The sequence below is a fragment of the Streptomyces sp. NPDC058457 genome (assembly GCF_042720695.1).
GTDB lineage: Bacteria > Actinomycetota > Actinomycetes > Streptomycetales > Streptomycetaceae > Streptomyces.
Map to the genome: position 1 here is coordinate 92983 of NZ_JBHXLU010000007.1, position 14682 is coordinate 107664.

Here is a 14682-nt window from a genome sequence, read left to right on the forward strand (position 1 = left end):
GTGGGGCGATAATGCGCGACACCCTCCGCCGGGCCGCCCCGCGGACTGTTGGGCGGCGTGTCCGAAATAGTGTGTATTGGGTCGGCAGTGTAGAACGGGAGATGTGACGGCAATGGCTACGGAAACTCCCCAGCTCAACGCAGGCCGCGCCGTCCCCGCCCCGGGCAGCGAACGGTGACGGCAACCGCCCCGGCGCGAACCGGAGACGCGGAACACGGCACGCTGGCCAAGGCCGCGGACGAGAACTTCCCCGTGGCCCCTTTCTTCCTGCCGAAAGCCTGGCGCGACGACCTGATGGCGGTGTACGGCTTCGCCCGCCTCGTCGACGACATCGGCGACGGCGACCTGGCCCCCGGCGGCGCCGACGCCCGCCTCCTCGGGGTGTCACCGGAGCAGGCCGAGGACCGCCTGGTCCTGCTCGACGCCTTCGAGGCCGACCTGCGCCGCGTCTTCGACGGCACCCCGCACCACCCCCTGCTGTGCAGGCTCAAGGCGACCGTCCTCCGTCACTCCCTCACCCCCGAGCCGTTCCTCGGGCTGGTCGCCGCCAACCGTCAGGACCAGCTCGTCAAGCGGTACGAGACCTACGACGACCTCCTCGCCTACTGCGAGCTGTCCGCCAACCCCGTCGGCCGCCTGGTCCTCGCCGTCACCGGCACCTCGACCCCCGAGCGGATCGGGCTCTCCGACGCGATCTGCACTGCACTCCAGATCGTCGAACACCTCCAGGACGTGGCCGAGGACCTCGGCCGCGACCGGATCTATCTGCCCGCCGAGGACATGAAGCGCTTTCACGTCCAGGAGGCGGATCTCGCCAGGAAAACCGCAGGCGCATCGGTGCGTGCACTGGTTGCATACGAAGCACAACGCGCCCGCGATCTCCTGAATGAAGGCGCCCCCCTTGTGGGTAGCGTCCACGGCAGGTTGAAGCTGCTGCTCGCGGGGTTCGTGGCGGGGGGAAGGGCGGCGGTCCACGCGATCGCCGCCGCCGAATACGACGTACTTCCAGGCCCGCCCAAGCCCGGCAAGGGCCGGTTGCTGCGTGAGGTGGGCGTGACTCTGCGAGGAGAGGGGTGATCCGGACCGTGGACTCTCCCACACATGTGTCCGCACCGGTACTCGCCGCCTACAGCTACTGCGAGACCGTCACCGGACAGCAGGCACGGAACTTCGCCTATGGCATCAGGCTGCTCCCGGCGCCCAAGCGGCGCGCCATGTCGGCGCTCTACGCCTTCTCCCGGCGCGTGGACGACATCGGCGACGGCGAGCTGGCCGGCGACGTGAAGGCGGCCCGCCTGGAGGACACCCGGGCGCTGCTCGCCCGGGTCCAGGAGGGCGCGGTCGCCGAGGACGACACCGACCCGGTCGCGGTCGCCCTCGCGCACGCCGCCCAGGCCTTCCCGATCCCGCTGGGCGGCCTGGACGAGCTGATCGACGGCGTGCTGATGGACGTACGCGGCGAGCACTACGAGACCTGGGACGACCTGAAGGTCTACTGCCGCTGCGTGGCCGGCGCCATCGGCCGGCTCTCGCTCGGCGTGTTCGGTACGGAACCGGGGGCGCGCGGTGCCGAGCGCGCGCCGGAGTATGCCGACACGCTCGGGCTCGCGCTCCAGCTCACCAACATCCTCAGGGACATCCGCGAGGACGCCGGCAACGGCCGTACCTACCTGCCCGCCGACGACCTCGCCAAGTTCGGCTGCTCGGCCGGGTTCCACGGGCCGACTCCGCCGGCGGGCTCGGACTTCGCGGGTCTCGTGCACTTCGAAGTACGGCGCGCCCGCGCCCTTTTCGCCGAGGGCTACCGGCTGCTGCCCATGCTCGACCGGCGCAGCGGCGCCTGTGTCGCCGCCATGGCCGGCATCTACCGCCGCCTGCTCGACCGCATCGAGCGCGAACCGGAGGCGGTGCTGCGCGGCCGGGTCTCGCTGCCCGGACGCGAGAAGGCGTACGTCGCCGTGCGCGGCCTGTCCGGGCTCGACACCCGGCGCCACACCTCCCGGCTGACCGTCAGGAGGCGCGCCTGATGGACAAAGTGGGCCAAGGTGACTCCACCGGAGGAAAACGGCAGGCAACCCTCCGGCGCGGCGTGGCGTCCCTGACTGCGACGGCCCGCCCTGCCCCGTTCCACCGGCACGGCGGGCGGCCAGGAGAGGCGGCACGATGACCGACGGCACGCGATCCGAGCGGACGCAGGACGACATCCCGTCCGGGCGCTCCGCCGTCGTGATCGGCGGCGGCCTCGCGGGCATCACGGCCGCGCTCGCGCTCGCCGACGCGGGGGTGCGCGTGACGTTGCTCGAAGGCAGGCCGCGGCTCGGCGGGCTCGCCTTCTCCTTCCAGCGCGGCGACCTGACCGTGGACAACGGCCAGCATGTGTACCTGCGTTGCTGCACCGCCTACCGCTGGTTCCTCGACCGCATCGAGGGCACGGCGCTGGCGCCGCTGCAGGACCGCCTCGACGTGCCCGTGCTCGACCTCGCCAAGCCGGAGGGGCGGCGCCTGGGCAGGCTCCGTCGCGACCCGCTGCCGGTGCCCCTGCATCTGGGGCGCAGCCTGGCCGCCTATCCGCACCTCTCGCTCGCCGAGCGGGCCAAGGTCGGGCGTGCCGCGCTCGCGCTCAAGGGGCTCGACCTCGCCGATCCGAGCCTGGACGCACAGGACTTCGGCAGCTGGCTGGCCGCCCACGGCCAGTCGGCGCGTGCCGTCGAGGCCCTGTGGGACCTGGTCGGGGTCGCCACCCTCAACGCGGTCGCGGGCGACGCCTCGCTGGGGCTCGCCGCGATGGTGTTCAAGACCGGTCTGCTGTCCGACCCGGGCGCGGCCGACATCGGCTGGGCCCATGTGCCGCTGGGCGAACTGCACGACCGGCTGGCCCGCAAGGCGCTCGACTCCGCGGGCGTGCGTACCGAGGTCCGTACACGCGTCACCTCCGTCTCCACTAACGAGAACGGAACCTGGAGCGTTCAGGTTCCCGGCGAGACACTCATGGCGGACGCCGTCGTGCTCGCCGTCGCCCCGCGCGAGGCGTACGACCTGCTGCCCGACGGCGCCCTCGACGCCCCCGGGAATCTTCTGGAGATCGGCACCGCGCCGATCCTCAACGTCCATGTGGTCTACGACCGCACGGTGCTCACCAAGCCGTTCTTCGCGGCCCTCGGCACCCCGGTCCAGTGGGTGTTCGACCGCACCCACGCCTCCGGGCTGCGGGAGGGCCAGTACCTCGCGCTCTCCCAGTCGGCCGCCCAGGACGAGATCGACACCCCCGTGGCCGACCTGCGCGGGCGCTATCTGCCCGAGCTGGAACGGCTGTTGCCCGGTGCGCGCGGCGCCGGGGTGCAGGACTTCTTCGTCACCCGGGAGCGCACCGCGACGTTCGCCCCCACCCCCGGCGTCGGGCGGCTGCGGCCCGGCGCCCGCACCAAGGCACCCGGCCTCTACCTGGCCGGAGCGTGGACCGCCACCGGGTGGCCCGCGACCATGGAGAGTGCGGTCCGCAGCGGTGTCAGTGCGGCCGATGCCGCGTTGAGCACTCTGGGCCGGCCCCGCCCCCGTCACCTCTTCGAGTTCGAGGAGGCGGCGTGACGCTCGATCAGCAGGCGGCAGGCCCCCGCACCCCCGGTACCGTAACAAGAGGAGAAACTGTGCCCACTGTGCCCCCGGCCGAGACGGCTGCCGACGCGGTGGACGTGACCGCGCTCCTGGAGCGCGGCCGGACCCTTGCCACACCGGTACTGCGGGCGGCCGTCGACCGCCTGGCCTCCCCCATGGACACCGTTGCCGCCTACCACTTCGGCTGGATCGACGCCGAGGGCAACCCCGCCGACGGCGACGGCGGAAAGGCCGTACGGCCCGCGCTCGCCGTGCTCTCCGCCGAGGTCACCGGCGCCGCCCCCGAGGTCGGCATCCCCGGTGCCGTCGCCGTCGAACTCGTCCACAACTTCTCCCTGCTGCACGACGACCTGATGGACGGCGACGAACAGCGCCGGCACCGCGACACCGTCTGGAAGGTGCACGGCCCCGCCCAGGCCATCCTGGTCGGCGACGCCCTGTTCGCCCTCGCCAACGAGGTCCTCCTTGAACTCGGCACCGTCGAGGCCGGGCGGGCCACCCGGCGGCTCACCACCGCCACCCGCGCCCTGATCGACGGTCAGGCACAGGACATCTCCTACGAGCACCGCGACCGGGTCAGCGTCGAGGAGTGCCTGGAGATGGAGGGCAACAAGACCGGCGCCCTGCTCGCCGCCTCCAGCTCCATCGGCGCGGTGCTCGGCGGCGCCGACGACCGCACCGCCGACACCCTGGAGAAGTACGGCTACCACCTCGGCCTGGCCTTCCAGGCCGTCGACGACCTGCTCGGCATCTGGGGCGACCCGGACGCCACCGGCAAGCAGACCTGGAGCGACCTGCGCCAGCGCAAGAAGTCCCTGCCGGTCGTCGCCGCGCTCGCCGCGGGCGGGCCCGCCTCCGAGCGGCTCGGCGAGATCCTCGCCGCCGACGCCAAGAGCAGCGACTTCGAGAACTTCTCCGAGGAGGAGTTCGCCGCCCGCGCCGCCCTCATCGAGGAGGCCGGCGGCCGCGAGTGGACCGCCGACGAGGCGCGCCGCCAGCACACCATCGCCATCGAGGCCCTGCACGCCATCGACATGCCCGACCGGGTACGGGACCGGTTCACGGCGCTCGCGGACTTCGTCGTCGTACGAAAGAGATGATCATTATCGGTCGAATAACCCTCGCGTAGTCGCCGGCCGGTGCGAGCGCGCAGCCAGCACCGGCCGACGGCGGACCCACAGCAGAACGATTTCGTACGACTGCACGAAGGGGAAGCCATGACAGCGACGACCGACGGAAGCACCGGGGCCACCCTGCCGCCCCGGGCCGACTCGGCCAGCGAAACCGACATCACCACCCCCGTGGCGGCCGGGGTACAAGAAGCCGCCGAGCGCGCTGTCCGACGCGCCACCGACCATCTGCTCGCCCAGCAGGACGCGCAGGGCTGGTGGAAGGGCGACCTGGAGACCAACGTCACCATGGACGCCGAGGACCTGCTGCTCCGTCAGTTCCTGGGCATCCGCGACGAGGCCACGACCGCCGCCGCCGCGCTCTTCATCCGCGGCGAGCAGCGCGAGGACGGCACCTGGGCCACCTTCTACGGCGGCCCCGGCGAACTCTCCACCACCATCGAGGCGTACGTCGCCCTGCGGCTGGCCGGGGACGCGCCGGACGCACCGCACATGGCGAAGGCGTCGGCCTGGATCCGAGAGCGCGGTGGGATCGCCGCGGCCCGGGTCTTCACCCGGATCTGGCTGGCCCTGTTCGGCTGGTGGAAATGGCAGGACCTGCCGGAACTCCCGCCGGAACTCCTGTACTTCCCCAAGTGGTTCCCGCTCAGCATCTACAACTTCGGCCAGTGGGCCCGGCAGACCATCGTGCCGCTCACCGTGGTCTCGGCCAAGCGCCCGGTGCGCCCCGCCCCCTTCCCGCTGGACGAACTCCACACCGACCCGGCCAACCCGAACCCGCCCCAGCCGCTGGCTCCGGTGGCGAGCTGGGAGGGCGTCTTCCAGCGGCTCGACAAGGTTGTCCGCGGCTACCGCAAGGTCGCGCTGGGCCGGCTGCGCGGCTCCGCCCTGAAGTCCGCCGGCCGCTGGATCGTCGAGCGCCAGGAGAACGACGGCGCGTGGGGCGGCATCCAGCCCCCGGCCGTGTACTCGGTGATCGCCCTGTACCTGCTCGGCTACGACCTCGAACACCCCGTGGTGCGCGCGGGACTCGAGTCGCTGGATCGTTACGCCATCTGGCGCGAGGACGGCGGCCGGATGATCGAGGCCTGCCAGTCGCCGGTGTGGGACACCTGCCTGGCGACCATCGCGCTCGCCGACGCCGGTCTGCCCGCCGACCACCCGCAACTCGTCAAGGCCGCCGACTGGATGCTCGGCGAGCAGATCGTGCGGCCCGGCGACTGGGCGGTGAAGCGACCCCAGCTGCCGCCGGGCGGCTGGGCGTTCGAGTTCCACAACGACAACTACCCCGACATCGACGACACCGCCGAGGTCGTCCTCGCCCTGCGCCGGGTCAGGCACCACGACCCCGAGCGGATGGAGAAGGCCATCGGGCGCGGGGTGCGCTGGAACCTCGGCATGCAGTCGAAGAACGGGGCCTGGGGCGCCTTCGACGTCGACAACACCAGCCCGTTCCCCAACCGGCTGCCGTTCTGCGACTTCGGCGAGGTCATCGACCCGCCCTCGGCCGACGTCACCGCGCACGTCGTGGAGATGCTCGCCTTCGAGGGCATGTCCCACGACCCGCGCACCCGGCGTGGCATCGAGTGGCTGCTCGCCGAACAGGAGCCGAACGGCGCGTGGTTCGGGCGCTGGGGCGTCAACTACGTCTACGGCACCGGCTCGGTGGTGCCCGCGCTGACCGCGGCAGGGCTGCCCGTCTCGCACCCGGCCATCCGGCGGGCGGTGACCTGGCTGGAGCAGGTCCAGAACGAGGACGGCGGCTGGGGCGAGGACCTGCGCTCCTACAAGTACGCCGACGACTGGAGCGGGCGCGGTGCCTCCACCGCCTCCCAGACCGCGTGGGCGCTGATGGCGCTCCTTGCGGCGGGGGAGAAGGACGCCAAGGCCGTCGAGCGGGGCGTCCGGTGGCTCGCCGAGACGCAAGCCGAGGACGGCTCCTGGGACGAGCCGTACTTCACCGGCACCGGCTTCCCCTGGGACTTCTCCATCAACTACCACCTCTATCGGCAGGTCTTCCCGCTCACCGCGCTCGGCCGCTACGTCCACGGCGAGCCCACCCCCGAGGCCGAGGGGGACTGATGAGCCCCACGCCCGCGCCGGCCCCGCTGCTGATCGCCTGCGCACTCGGCATCGAGCACCTCGCCCTGCGCGCCGGCGAACGCGGGGGCGCGGGCGGACCCGTCACCGTGCTGCGCACCGGCATGGGCCCCAAGGCGGCGGAACGGTCCGTCACCCGGGTCCTGGCCGATCCCGCGCTCGCCGGTGCCGCGGTCCTGGCGACGGGCTTCTGCGCGGGACTCGCCCCCGGGATGCACCCCGGCGACCTGGTCGTCGCCGAGGAGACCCGGGACCCCCGTGGCAGCGTCCCGTGCGTCGGCACCGAACTCCTGGTGAAGGAGCTGGTGCGGACCCTGCCCGGCCGCACCGTCCACACCGGCCCCGTCACCGGCTCCGATCACGTCGTCCGCGGTCACGAGCGATCAGACCTGCTCGCGACCGGCGCAATCGCGGTCGACATGGAGTCGGCGGCCACGCTCCTGAGCGCCGTGCGCGCGGGCGAGCGCCCTGTTGCGGCCGTAAGGGTGGTCGTGGACGCTCCTGAACATGAACTCGTCCGGATCGGCACGGTGCGCGGTGGAATATCAGCTTTCCGCGTTCTTCGATCCGTTCTTCCAGCTTTCTTCGAATGGCACCGTTCTTTGCTGCTCCCCCGGAGGTGAGCCAGATGGCCATGCCGCTGCGTCAGTCGATCAAGGTCGCTACCTACTTGGCCGAACAGAAGCTTCGCAAGCGGGACAAGTTCCCGCTGATCGTGGAGCTGGAACCCCTTTTCGCGTGCAACCTGAAATGTGAGGGCTGCGGCAAGATCCAGCACCCGGCGGGGGTGTTGAAGCAGCGCATGCCGGTCGCGCAGGCGGTCGGGGCGGTGCTGGAGTCCGGTGCCCCGATGGTGTCCATCGCGGGCGGCGAACCCCTGATGCACCCTCAGATCGACGAGATCGTGCGGCAGTTGGTGGCGAAGCGGAAGTACGTCTTCCTGTGCACCAACGCGATGCTGCTGCGCAAGAAGATGGACAAGTTCACGCCCTCGCCCTACTTCGCGTTCGCGGTGCACATCGACGGGCTGCGCGAGCGGCACGACGAGTCCGTGGCGAAGGAGGGCGTGTTCGACGAGGCGGTGGAGGCCATCAAGGAGGCCAAGCGGCGCGGCTTCCGGGTGACCACCAACTCGACCTTCTTCAACACGGACACCCCGCAGACCATCATCGAGGTGCTCAACTTCCTCAACGACGACCTCAAGGTCGACGAGATGATGATCTCGCCCGCCTACGCCTACGAGAAGGCCCCCGACCAGGAGCACTTCCTCGGTGTGGAGCAGACCCGTGAACTCTTCAAGAAGGCCTTCGCGGGCGGCAACCGCAAGAAGTGGCGGCTCAACCACTCCCCGCTCTTCCTGGACTTCCTGGAGGGCAAGGTCGACTTCCCGTGCACGGCCTGGGCGATCCCGAACTACTCGCTGTTCGGCTGGCAGCGACCCTGCTACCTGATGAGCGACGGATACGTGCCGACGTACCGCGAACTCATCGAGAAGACCGACTGGGACAAGTACGGCCGCGGCAAGGACCCGCGCTGCGCCAACTGCATGGCGCACTGCGGCTACGAGCCCACCGCCGTCCTCGCCACCATGGGGTCCCTCAAGGAGTCGCTCCGCGCGATGCGCGAGACGGTCTCCGGGAACCGGGAGTGACCGCATGACCGCCGTTTCCCTGGGCGTCCCCGAGGTCCCGGCCCGGCCGGTCGCCGAGCGCCGCGTGTCCCGGCAGATCCTTGTCGGGCCGGTGGCGGTCGGCGGCGGTGCCCCGGTATCGGTGCAGTCGATGACCACGACCCGCACCTCGGACATCGGCGCCACCCTCCAGCAGATCGCCGAACTCACCGCGTCCGGCTGCCAGATCGTCCGCGTCGCCTGCCCCACGCAGGACGACGCGGACGCCCTGGCCACGATCGCGAGGAAGTCCCAGATCCCGGTGATCGCGGACATCCACTTCCAGCCCAAGTACGTGTTCGCGGCCATCGAGGCCGGCTGCGCGGCAGTTCGCGTGAACCCCGGCAACATCAAGAAGTTCGACGACCAGGTGCGGGAGATCGCCCGGGCCGCCAAGGACCACGGCACGCCGGTCCGGATCGGGGTCAACGCCGGCTCGCTCGACCGCCGGCTGCTCCAGAAGTACGGCAAGGCCACCCCGGAGGCGCTCGTGGAGAGCGCTCTCTGGGAGGCCTCGCTCTTCGAGGAGCACGACTTCCGGGACATCAAGATCTCCGTCAAGCACAACGACCCGGTCGTGATGATCGAGGCGTACCGGCAGCTGGCCGCCCAGTGCGACTACCCGCTGCACCTCGGAGTCACGGAGGCGGGTCCGGCGTTCCAGGGCACCATCAAGTCGGCCGTCGCCTTCGGGGCGTTGCTCTCGCAGGGCATCGGTGACACGATCCGCGTCTCGCTGTCGGCCCCGCCCGCCGAGGAGGTCAAGGTCGGCATCCAGATCCTGGAGTCGCTGAACCTGCGGCAGCGGCGCCTTGAGATCGTCTCCTGCCCGTCCTGCGGGCGCGCCCAGGTCGACGTCTACAAGCTGGCGGACGAGGTGACGGCAGGCCTTGAGGGCATGGAGGTGCCGCTGCGCGTCGCCGTCATGGGATGCGTGGTCAACGGCCCCGGCGAGGCACGGGAGGCCGATCTGGGGGTCGCCTCCGGCAACGGCAAGGGGCAGATCTTCGTGAAGGGCGAGGTCGTCAAGACCGTGCCGGAGTCGAAGATCGTGGAGACCCTCATCGAAGAAGCAATGAAGATCGCCGAGCAGATGGAGCAGGACGGCGCCGGGTCCGGAGCACCCGCCGTCACGGTGAGCTGAACAGCACGGACCGAGAGGGGGCCGAGCGTGACGATTCTGGAGAAGATCCGGGGACCACGCGACCTGAAGGCGCTGTCCGAGTCGGAACTCGGTGAACTGTCCGAAGAAATACGCGAGTTCCTGGTGCACGCGGTCGCCAGGACCGGCGGCCACCTCGGGCCCAACCTGGGCGTCGTGGAGCTGACCGTCGCACTGCACCGGGTCTTCGAGTCCCCGGTCGACCGCATCCTCTGGGACACCGGCCACCAGAGCTACGTCCACAAGCTGCTGACCGGCCGGCAGGACTTCTCCAAACTGCGCGGCAAGGGCGGCCTGTCCGGATACCCCTCGCGCGAGGAGTCCGAGCACGACGTCATCGAGAACAGCCACGCCTCCACCGCGCTCGGCTGGGCCGACGGCCTCGCCAAGGCCCGCCAGGTGCAGGGGGAGAAGGGCCATGTCGTCGCGGTGATCGGCGACGGCGCGCTGACCGGCGGGATGGCCTGGGAGGCGCTCAACAACATCGCGGCGGCGAAGGACCGGCCGCTGATCATCGTCGTCAACGACAACGAGCGGTCGTACGCCCCCACCATCGGCGGCCTTGCCAACCACCTCGCCACCCTGCGCACGACCGACGGCTACGAGAAGGTGCTGGCCTGGGGCAAGGACGTCCTCCTGCGCACTCCGGTCGTCGGCAACACCATCTACGAGTCCCTGCACGGCGCGAAGAAGGGCTTCAAGGACGCCTTCGCCCCGCAGGGCATGTTCGAGGACCTGGGCCTCAAGTACGTCGGCCCGATCGACGGCCACGACATCAAGGCGGTCGAGTCGGCGCTGCGGCGCGCGAAACGCTTCCACGGGCCGGTGCTGGTGCACTGCCTCACGGAGAAGGGCCGCGGCTACGAACCCGCACTCGCCCACGAGGAGGACCACTTCCACACCGTCGGCGTGATGGACCCGCTCACCTGCGAGCCGCTCGCGCCGTCCAACGGCCCTTCCTGGACCTCGGTGTTCGGTGACGAGATCGTCCGGATCGGCGAGGAGCGGGACGACGTGGTGGCGATCACCGCGGCCATGCTGCACCCGGTGGGCCTCGGCAAGTTCGCCGAGCGCTTCCCCGACCGGGTCTGGGACGTCGGCATCGCCGAGCAGCACGCGGCGGTCTCGGCCGCCGGCCTCGCGACCGGCGGACTGCACCCGGTCGTCGCCGTCTACGCCACGTTCCTGAATCGCGCCTTCGACCAGCTGCTGATGGACGTGGCGCTGCACCGCTGCGGGGTGACGTTCGTCCTGGACCGGGCGGGCGTGACAGGAGTCGACGGCGCGTCGCACAACGGCATGTGGGACATGTCGATCCTCCAGGTCGTACCCGGCCTCAGGATCGCCGCCCCGCGTGACGCCGAACAGCTGCGTCTCCAGCTGCGCGAGGCGGTCGCCGTGGACGACGCGCCCACCCTGGTGCGGTTCCCGAAGGAGTCGGTGGGTCCGGAGATCCCGGCGGTCGACCGCGTCGGCGGGATCGACGTCCTGCACCGCGGGGAGGAGCCGCGGGTGCTGCTGGTCGCGGTCGGCGTGATGGCACCGGTCTGCCTCCAGGCCGCGGAGCTGCTGGCCGCCCGGGGCATCGGCTGCACGGTCGTGGACCCGCGTTGGGTCAAGCCCGTGGATCCCGCGCTGCCGGGTCTGGCGGCGCAGCACGAGCTGGTGGCCGTCGTCGAGGACAACAGCCGGGCGGCCGGCGTGGGCGCGGCGGTGGCGCTGGCGCTGGGCGACGCCGAAGTGGACGTGCCGGTGCGGCGGTTCGGGATTCCGGAGCAGTTTCTGGCGCACGCCAAGCGGGGGGAGGTGCTGGCCGACATCGGGCTGACGCCGGTGGAGATCGCGGGGAGCATCGGGGCGAGTTTCGAGAGGCGGGGAGTTGAGGGCGCCGAAGGGGGTGCCGCGGGGGGTCGTGTGGCGGGTGCAGCTACGTCTGGGCTGGTCGCGCAGTTCCCCGCGCCCCTTCAGGGCGCCAAAGTCGAGGGCGCTTTCATCGATGGCCCTGTCAAGGAGAAAGAATGAGTACGGAGTTCGACCTAGGTGCGCTGCTGGCCGAGCGTGGCGGTGAGCGGTACGAGCTGCACGGGAAGTACCTGAACCACCAGCTGCCGCGCATGCTGCACACCATCGGCTTCGACAAGGTGTACGAGCGGGCCGAGGGTGCCCACTTCTGGGACGCGGACGGCAACGACTACCTGGACATGCTCGCCGGGTTCGGGGTGATGGGCCTGGGCCGCCACCACCCCGTCGTCCGCAAGGCCCTGCACGACGTCCTGGACGCCCGGCTGGCCGACCTCACCCGCTTCGACTGCCAGCCGCTGCCCGGACTGCTCGCCGAGCGGCTCCTCGCGCACAGCCCGCACCTGGACCGGGTGTTCTTCGGCAACAGCGGCACGGAGTCGGTGGAAACGGCCCTGAAGTTCGCCCGCTTCGCCACCGGCAGACCCCGTGTCCTCTACTGCGACCACGCCTTCCACGGTCTGACCACCGGCTCGCTGTCGGTCAACGGCGAGGACGGCTTCCGGGACGGCTTCGCCCCGCTGCTGCCCGACACCGCCGTACCCCTCGGTGACCTCGACGCGCTCGCCCGCGAACTGAAGAAGGGCGACGTCGCCGCCCTGATCGTCGAGCCGATCCAGGGCAAGGGCGTGCACGAGGCACCGCCCGGCTATCTGCGCGCCGCCCAGGAGCTGCTGCACAAGCACAAGGCGCTGCTCATCGCCGACGAGGTGCAGACCGGCCTCGGCCGCACCGGCGACTTCTACGCCTACCAGCACGAGGAGGGCGTCGAGCCGGACCTGGTGTGTGTGGCGAAGGCGCTGTCCGGCGGGTACGTCCCGGTCGGCGCGACCCTCGGCAAGGACTGGATCTTCAAGAAGGTCTACTCGTCCATGGACCGCGTCCTGGTCCACTCGGCGAGCTTCGGCGCCAACGCCCAGGCCATGGCGGCCGGGCTCGCCGTCCTCTCGGTCATGGAGAACGACCAGATCGTCGCCAGTTCCCGGGCCGTGGGGGAGCAGCTCAGGTCCCGGCTCGCCGCGCTGACCGACAAGTACGAACTGCTCGCCGACGTGCGCGGCCGGGGCCTGATGATCGGCATCGAGTTCGGCCGGCCCAGCTCGCTGAAGCTGCGCAGCCGCTGGACCATGCTCCAGGCCGCCCGCAAGGGCCTGTTCGCCCAGATGGTCGTCGTACCGCTGCTGCAACGGCACCGGATCCTCACCCAGGTCTCCGGCGACCACCTGGAGGTGATCAAGCTCATCCCGCCGCTGATCGTCGACGAGACGGACGTGGACCGCTTCGTGGACGCCTTCACGGACGTCATGGACGACGCCCACAGCGGAGGCGGCCTGATGTGGGACTTCGGCAGGACACTGATCAAGCAGGCGGTGGCCAACCGCTAGCTTTTTGTCTCTGAGGCAAGAAAATTGCCGTAGGGGCAAAACTGCGGCTGAATGGAGGCATGAGCTCCTCCGAGAAAGAGCATACGGGCGGGCCGGTGGGCGACCTGCCCGCCGTCGCCCCGCAGCTGCGCTCCCTGCGTCGCCGCGCCGGTGTCACCCTGGAGGCCGCGGCCCGGGACGCGGGGCTGTCGCCCGCCCATCTCTCCCGGCTGGAGACCGGGCAGCGGCAGCCTTCGCTGCCGATGCTGCTCACGCTCGCGCGTGTCTACGGTACGACGGTCTCGGAGCTGCTGGGCGAGACCGTCGCCGACCGGGACGCGATCGTGCGCGCCGGCGACATGGAACCGACCCACGCCGGCGGCTGGACGTACTGGCAAACCGGGGCCTCCGGCCGCGGGATGCAGGCGCTGCGCGTCCGGGTGCCGTACGGCTCCCAGGGCGACATCGTGCGGGTGCATCCCGGCGAGGAGTGGCTGTACGTCCTGCGCGGCCGGCTCCGGCTGCGTCTGGGTGACACCACCCATGTGCTCGCGCCCGGCGACAGCGCGCACTTCGACTCGCTGACCCCGCACCGCCTGGCCGCCGAGGACCCGGACGGGGTCGAGCTCCTGTTCGTCCACACCCTGCTGCAGAGTCCCACGGCCGCGCTGTGCCTGGGCCCGATCACCGGAGAGCTGCCATGACCGACATGGAGGAGAAGTTCCCCCGGGCCCTGTGGGTCCGGCTGATCATCTACATCGCCCTCGGGCACGTCCTGGCGGCGTTCCTCTTCCTGCTGTTCTCCCTCGGCGCGAAGGGCTGAGCCTCAGTCGAGCAGGCGTTCGCGCAGCCGCTCCCGGGTCTCCGGGGCCACCTTCAGACCCTGCTCCAGGTAGGTGTCGACGTCGCCCCACGTCTCGTCGATGCTCTCGAAGGCCGCCGCGAGGTACTCCGCGCGGGCGTCGAAGAGCGGGCTCAGCAGCTCCATCACCTCGGGGCTGTACACGCTCTCCCCGCTTCCGCTGCGCCGCACCTTGTAACGGCGGTGCTTGGCGTTGGACTCCAGGTAGTCGGAGAGGATCGCGTCCCGCTCCACGCCCACCGCGAGCAGCGTCACGGCTATGGAGATGCCCGCCCGGTCCTTGCCGGCCGCGCAGTGCATCAGCGCCGGGACGCTGTCCTCGGCGATCGAGTGCAGCACGCGGGAGTGCTCGTCGGTGCGCTCCTTGACGATCGTGCGGTAGGAGTTGACCATCCGGGCCGCGGCCTTGCCGTCCCCCAGGAGCCCCCGCAGCTGCTCGATGTCACCCTCGCGGACCATCGTCCAGAACTCGGCGCCGTGCGCCGGGTCGGTCAGCGGCAGGTTCACGTTCCGCGTGCCGGGCAGCTCGACGTCCGGGCCCTCCAGCTTCTGGTCGGCCGCGTTGCGGAAGTCGAAGATCGTGTGCAGGCCGAGCGAGGCGAGGAACTCCGCGTCCTGCTCGGTCGCGTGCGCCAGGTGCCCGCTGCGGAACAGCACGCCCGGCCGCACCCGCCGCCCGTCCACGGTCGGCAGGCCGCCCACGTCACGGAAGTTACGCACCCCGGCCAGCTCGGGCTCGGTGGACGGGACCTGCTGCGTCACGG

At 70.9% G+C, this 14682-nt stretch carries 14 protein-coding genes; 13 read left to right on the forward strand and 1 reads right to left on the reverse strand.

The window, feature by feature from the left end:
• The first annotated feature begins 174 nt into the window (after positions 1 to 174).
• The 13 genes from hpnC to ACFWPS_RS08445 all read left to right on the forward strand — a co-directional run bounded on the left by hpnC (position 175) and on the right by ACFWPS_RS08445 (position 13879).
• Positions 175 to 1077, forward strand: a complete 903-nt coding sequence (hpnC, locus tag ACFWPS_RS08385; RefSeq protein ID WP_383702399.1) for a squalene synthase HpnC — start codon at positions 175 to 177, stop codon at positions 1075 to 1077.
• Positions 1074 to 2027 carry a presqualene diphosphate synthase HpnD gene (gene hpnD / locus ACFWPS_RS08390; RefSeq protein ID WP_383702401.1) on the forward strand — a complete coding sequence of 318 codons (954 nt, stop codon included), beginning with the start codon at positions 1074 to 1076 and terminating at the stop codon, positions 2025 to 2027. Before hpnC ends, hpnD begins: the two co-directional genes overlap by 4 nt.
• Positions 2027 to 2167, forward strand: a complete 141-nt coding sequence (locus ACFWPS_RS08395) for a DUF6380 family protein (RefSeq protein ID WP_361290588.1) — start codon at positions 2027 to 2029, stop codon at positions 2165 to 2167. Before hpnD ends, ACFWPS_RS08395 begins: the two co-directional genes overlap by 1 nt.
• On the forward strand, positions 2164 to 3585 hold the full coding sequence (gene hpnE / locus ACFWPS_RS08400; RefSeq protein ID WP_383702403.1) for a hydroxysqualene dehydroxylase HpnE: 1422 nt from the start codon (positions 2164 to 2166) through the stop codon (positions 3583 to 3585). Before ACFWPS_RS08395 ends, hpnE begins: the two co-directional genes overlap by 4 nt.
• Positions 3586 to 3644: 59 nt before the next feature.
• Positions 3645 to 4712, forward strand: coding sequence for a polyprenyl synthetase family protein (locus ACFWPS_RS08405; RefSeq protein WP_383702405.1), 1068 nt, complete (start codon positions 3645 to 3647; stop codon positions 4710 to 4712).
• Positions 4713 to 4829: 117 nt separating this feature from the next.
• Complete coding sequence (shc, locus tag ACFWPS_RS08410; RefSeq protein ID WP_383702407.1) at positions 4830 to 6824, forward strand: squalene--hopene cyclase; 1995 nt, start codon at positions 4830 to 4832, stop codon at positions 6822 to 6824.
• Entirely contained in the window at positions 6824 to 7465 is a 642-nt protein-coding gene (locus ACFWPS_RS08415) for a 1-hydroxy-2-methyl-2-butenyl 4-diphosphate reductase (protein WP_361290600.1), read from the forward strand. The genes shc and ACFWPS_RS08415 overlap by 1 nt, the downstream gene beginning before the upstream one ends.
• 5 nt (positions 7466 to 7470) lie before the next feature.
• The gene (hpnH, locus tag ACFWPS_RS08420) at positions 7471 to 8493 is read left to right on the forward strand and encodes an adenosyl-hopene transferase HpnH (RefSeq protein WP_181803030.1); all 1023 of its coding nucleotides are present in this window, start codon (positions 7471 to 7473) and stop codon (positions 8491 to 8493) included.
• A 4-nt stretch (positions 8494 to 8497) separates the two neighbouring features.
• Positions 8498 to 9655 carry a flavodoxin-dependent (E)-4-hydroxy-3-methylbut-2-enyl-diphosphate synthase gene (gene ispG, locus ACFWPS_RS08425; RefSeq protein WP_383702409.1) on the forward strand — a complete coding sequence of 386 codons (1158 nt, stop codon included), beginning with the start codon at positions 8498 to 8500 and terminating at the stop codon, positions 9653 to 9655.
• A 27-nt stretch (positions 9656 to 9682) separates the two neighbouring features.
• Positions 9683 to 11695 (forward strand): 1-deoxy-D-xylulose-5-phosphate synthase, encoded by a 2013-nt coding sequence (gene dxs, locus ACFWPS_RS08430; protein ID WP_383702411.1) that lies wholly within the window; start codon positions 9683 to 9685, stop codon positions 11693 to 11695.
• Positions 11692 to 13077, forward strand: coding sequence for an aspartate aminotransferase family protein (locus tag ACFWPS_RS08435; protein WP_383702413.1), 1386 nt, complete (start codon positions 11692 to 11694; stop codon positions 13075 to 13077). Before dxs ends, ACFWPS_RS08435 begins: the two co-directional genes overlap by 4 nt.
• Positions 13078 to 13136: 59 nt before the next feature.
• On the forward strand, positions 13137 to 13760 hold the full coding sequence (locus ACFWPS_RS08440; protein WP_383702415.1) for a helix-turn-helix domain-containing protein: 624 nt from the start codon (positions 13137 to 13139) through the stop codon (positions 13758 to 13760).
• On the forward strand, positions 13757 to 13879 hold the full coding sequence (locus tag ACFWPS_RS08445; RefSeq protein ID WP_383702417.1) for a DUF6126 family protein: 123 nt from the start codon (positions 13757 to 13759) through the stop codon (positions 13877 to 13879). Before ACFWPS_RS08440 ends, ACFWPS_RS08445 begins: the two co-directional genes overlap by 4 nt.
• Positions 13880 to 13882: 3 nt before the next feature.
• Here ACFWPS_RS08445 and ACFWPS_RS08450 read toward each other — a convergent pair whose 3' ends face one another.
• Positions 13883 to 14680 (reverse strand): tyrosine-protein phosphatase, encoded by a 798-nt coding sequence (locus ACFWPS_RS08450; protein WP_383702419.1) that lies wholly within the window; start codon positions 14678 to 14680, stop codon positions 13883 to 13885.
• Positions 14681 to 14682 lie beyond the last annotated feature (2 nt).

What these genes read in the sequence shown, in the direction of transcription:
- ACFWPS_RS08440 (WP_383702415.1), top strand. Translation starts at nt 13,137, where the DNA reads ATGAGCTCCTCCGAGAAAGAGCATACGGGCGGGCCGGTGGGCGACCTG.
- ACFWPS_RS08395 (WP_361290588.1), top strand. Translation starts at nt 2,027, where the DNA reads ATGGACAAAGTGGGCCAAGGTGACTCCACCGGAGGAAAACGGCAGGCA.
- ACFWPS_RS08445 (WP_383702417.1), top strand. Translation starts at nt 13,757, where the DNA reads ATGACCGACATGGAGGAGAAGTTCCCCCGGGCCCTGTGGGTCCGGCTG.
- ispG (WP_383702409.1), top strand. Translation starts at nt 8,498, where the DNA reads ATGACCGCCGTTTCCCTGGGCGTCCCCGAGGTCCCGGCCCGGCCGGTC.
- shc (WP_383702407.1), top strand. Translation starts at nt 4,830, where the DNA reads ATGACAGCGACGACCGACGGAAGCACCGGGGCCACCCTGCCGCCCCGG.
- hpnH (WP_181803030.1), top strand. Translation starts at nt 7,471, where the DNA reads ATGGCCATGCCGCTGCGTCAGTCGATCAAGGTCGCTACCTACTTGGCC.
- ACFWPS_RS08435 (WP_383702413.1), top strand. Translation starts at nt 11,692, where the DNA reads ATGAGTACGGAGTTCGACCTAGGTGCGCTGCTGGCCGAGCGTGGCGGT.
- hpnE (WP_383702403.1), top strand. Translation starts at nt 2,164, where the DNA reads ATGACCGACGGCACGCGATCCGAGCGGACGCAGGACGACATCCCGTCC.
- ACFWPS_RS08415 (WP_361290600.1), top strand. Translation starts at nt 6,824, where the DNA reads ATGAGCCCCACGCCCGCGCCGGCCCCGCTGCTGATCGCCTGCGCACTC.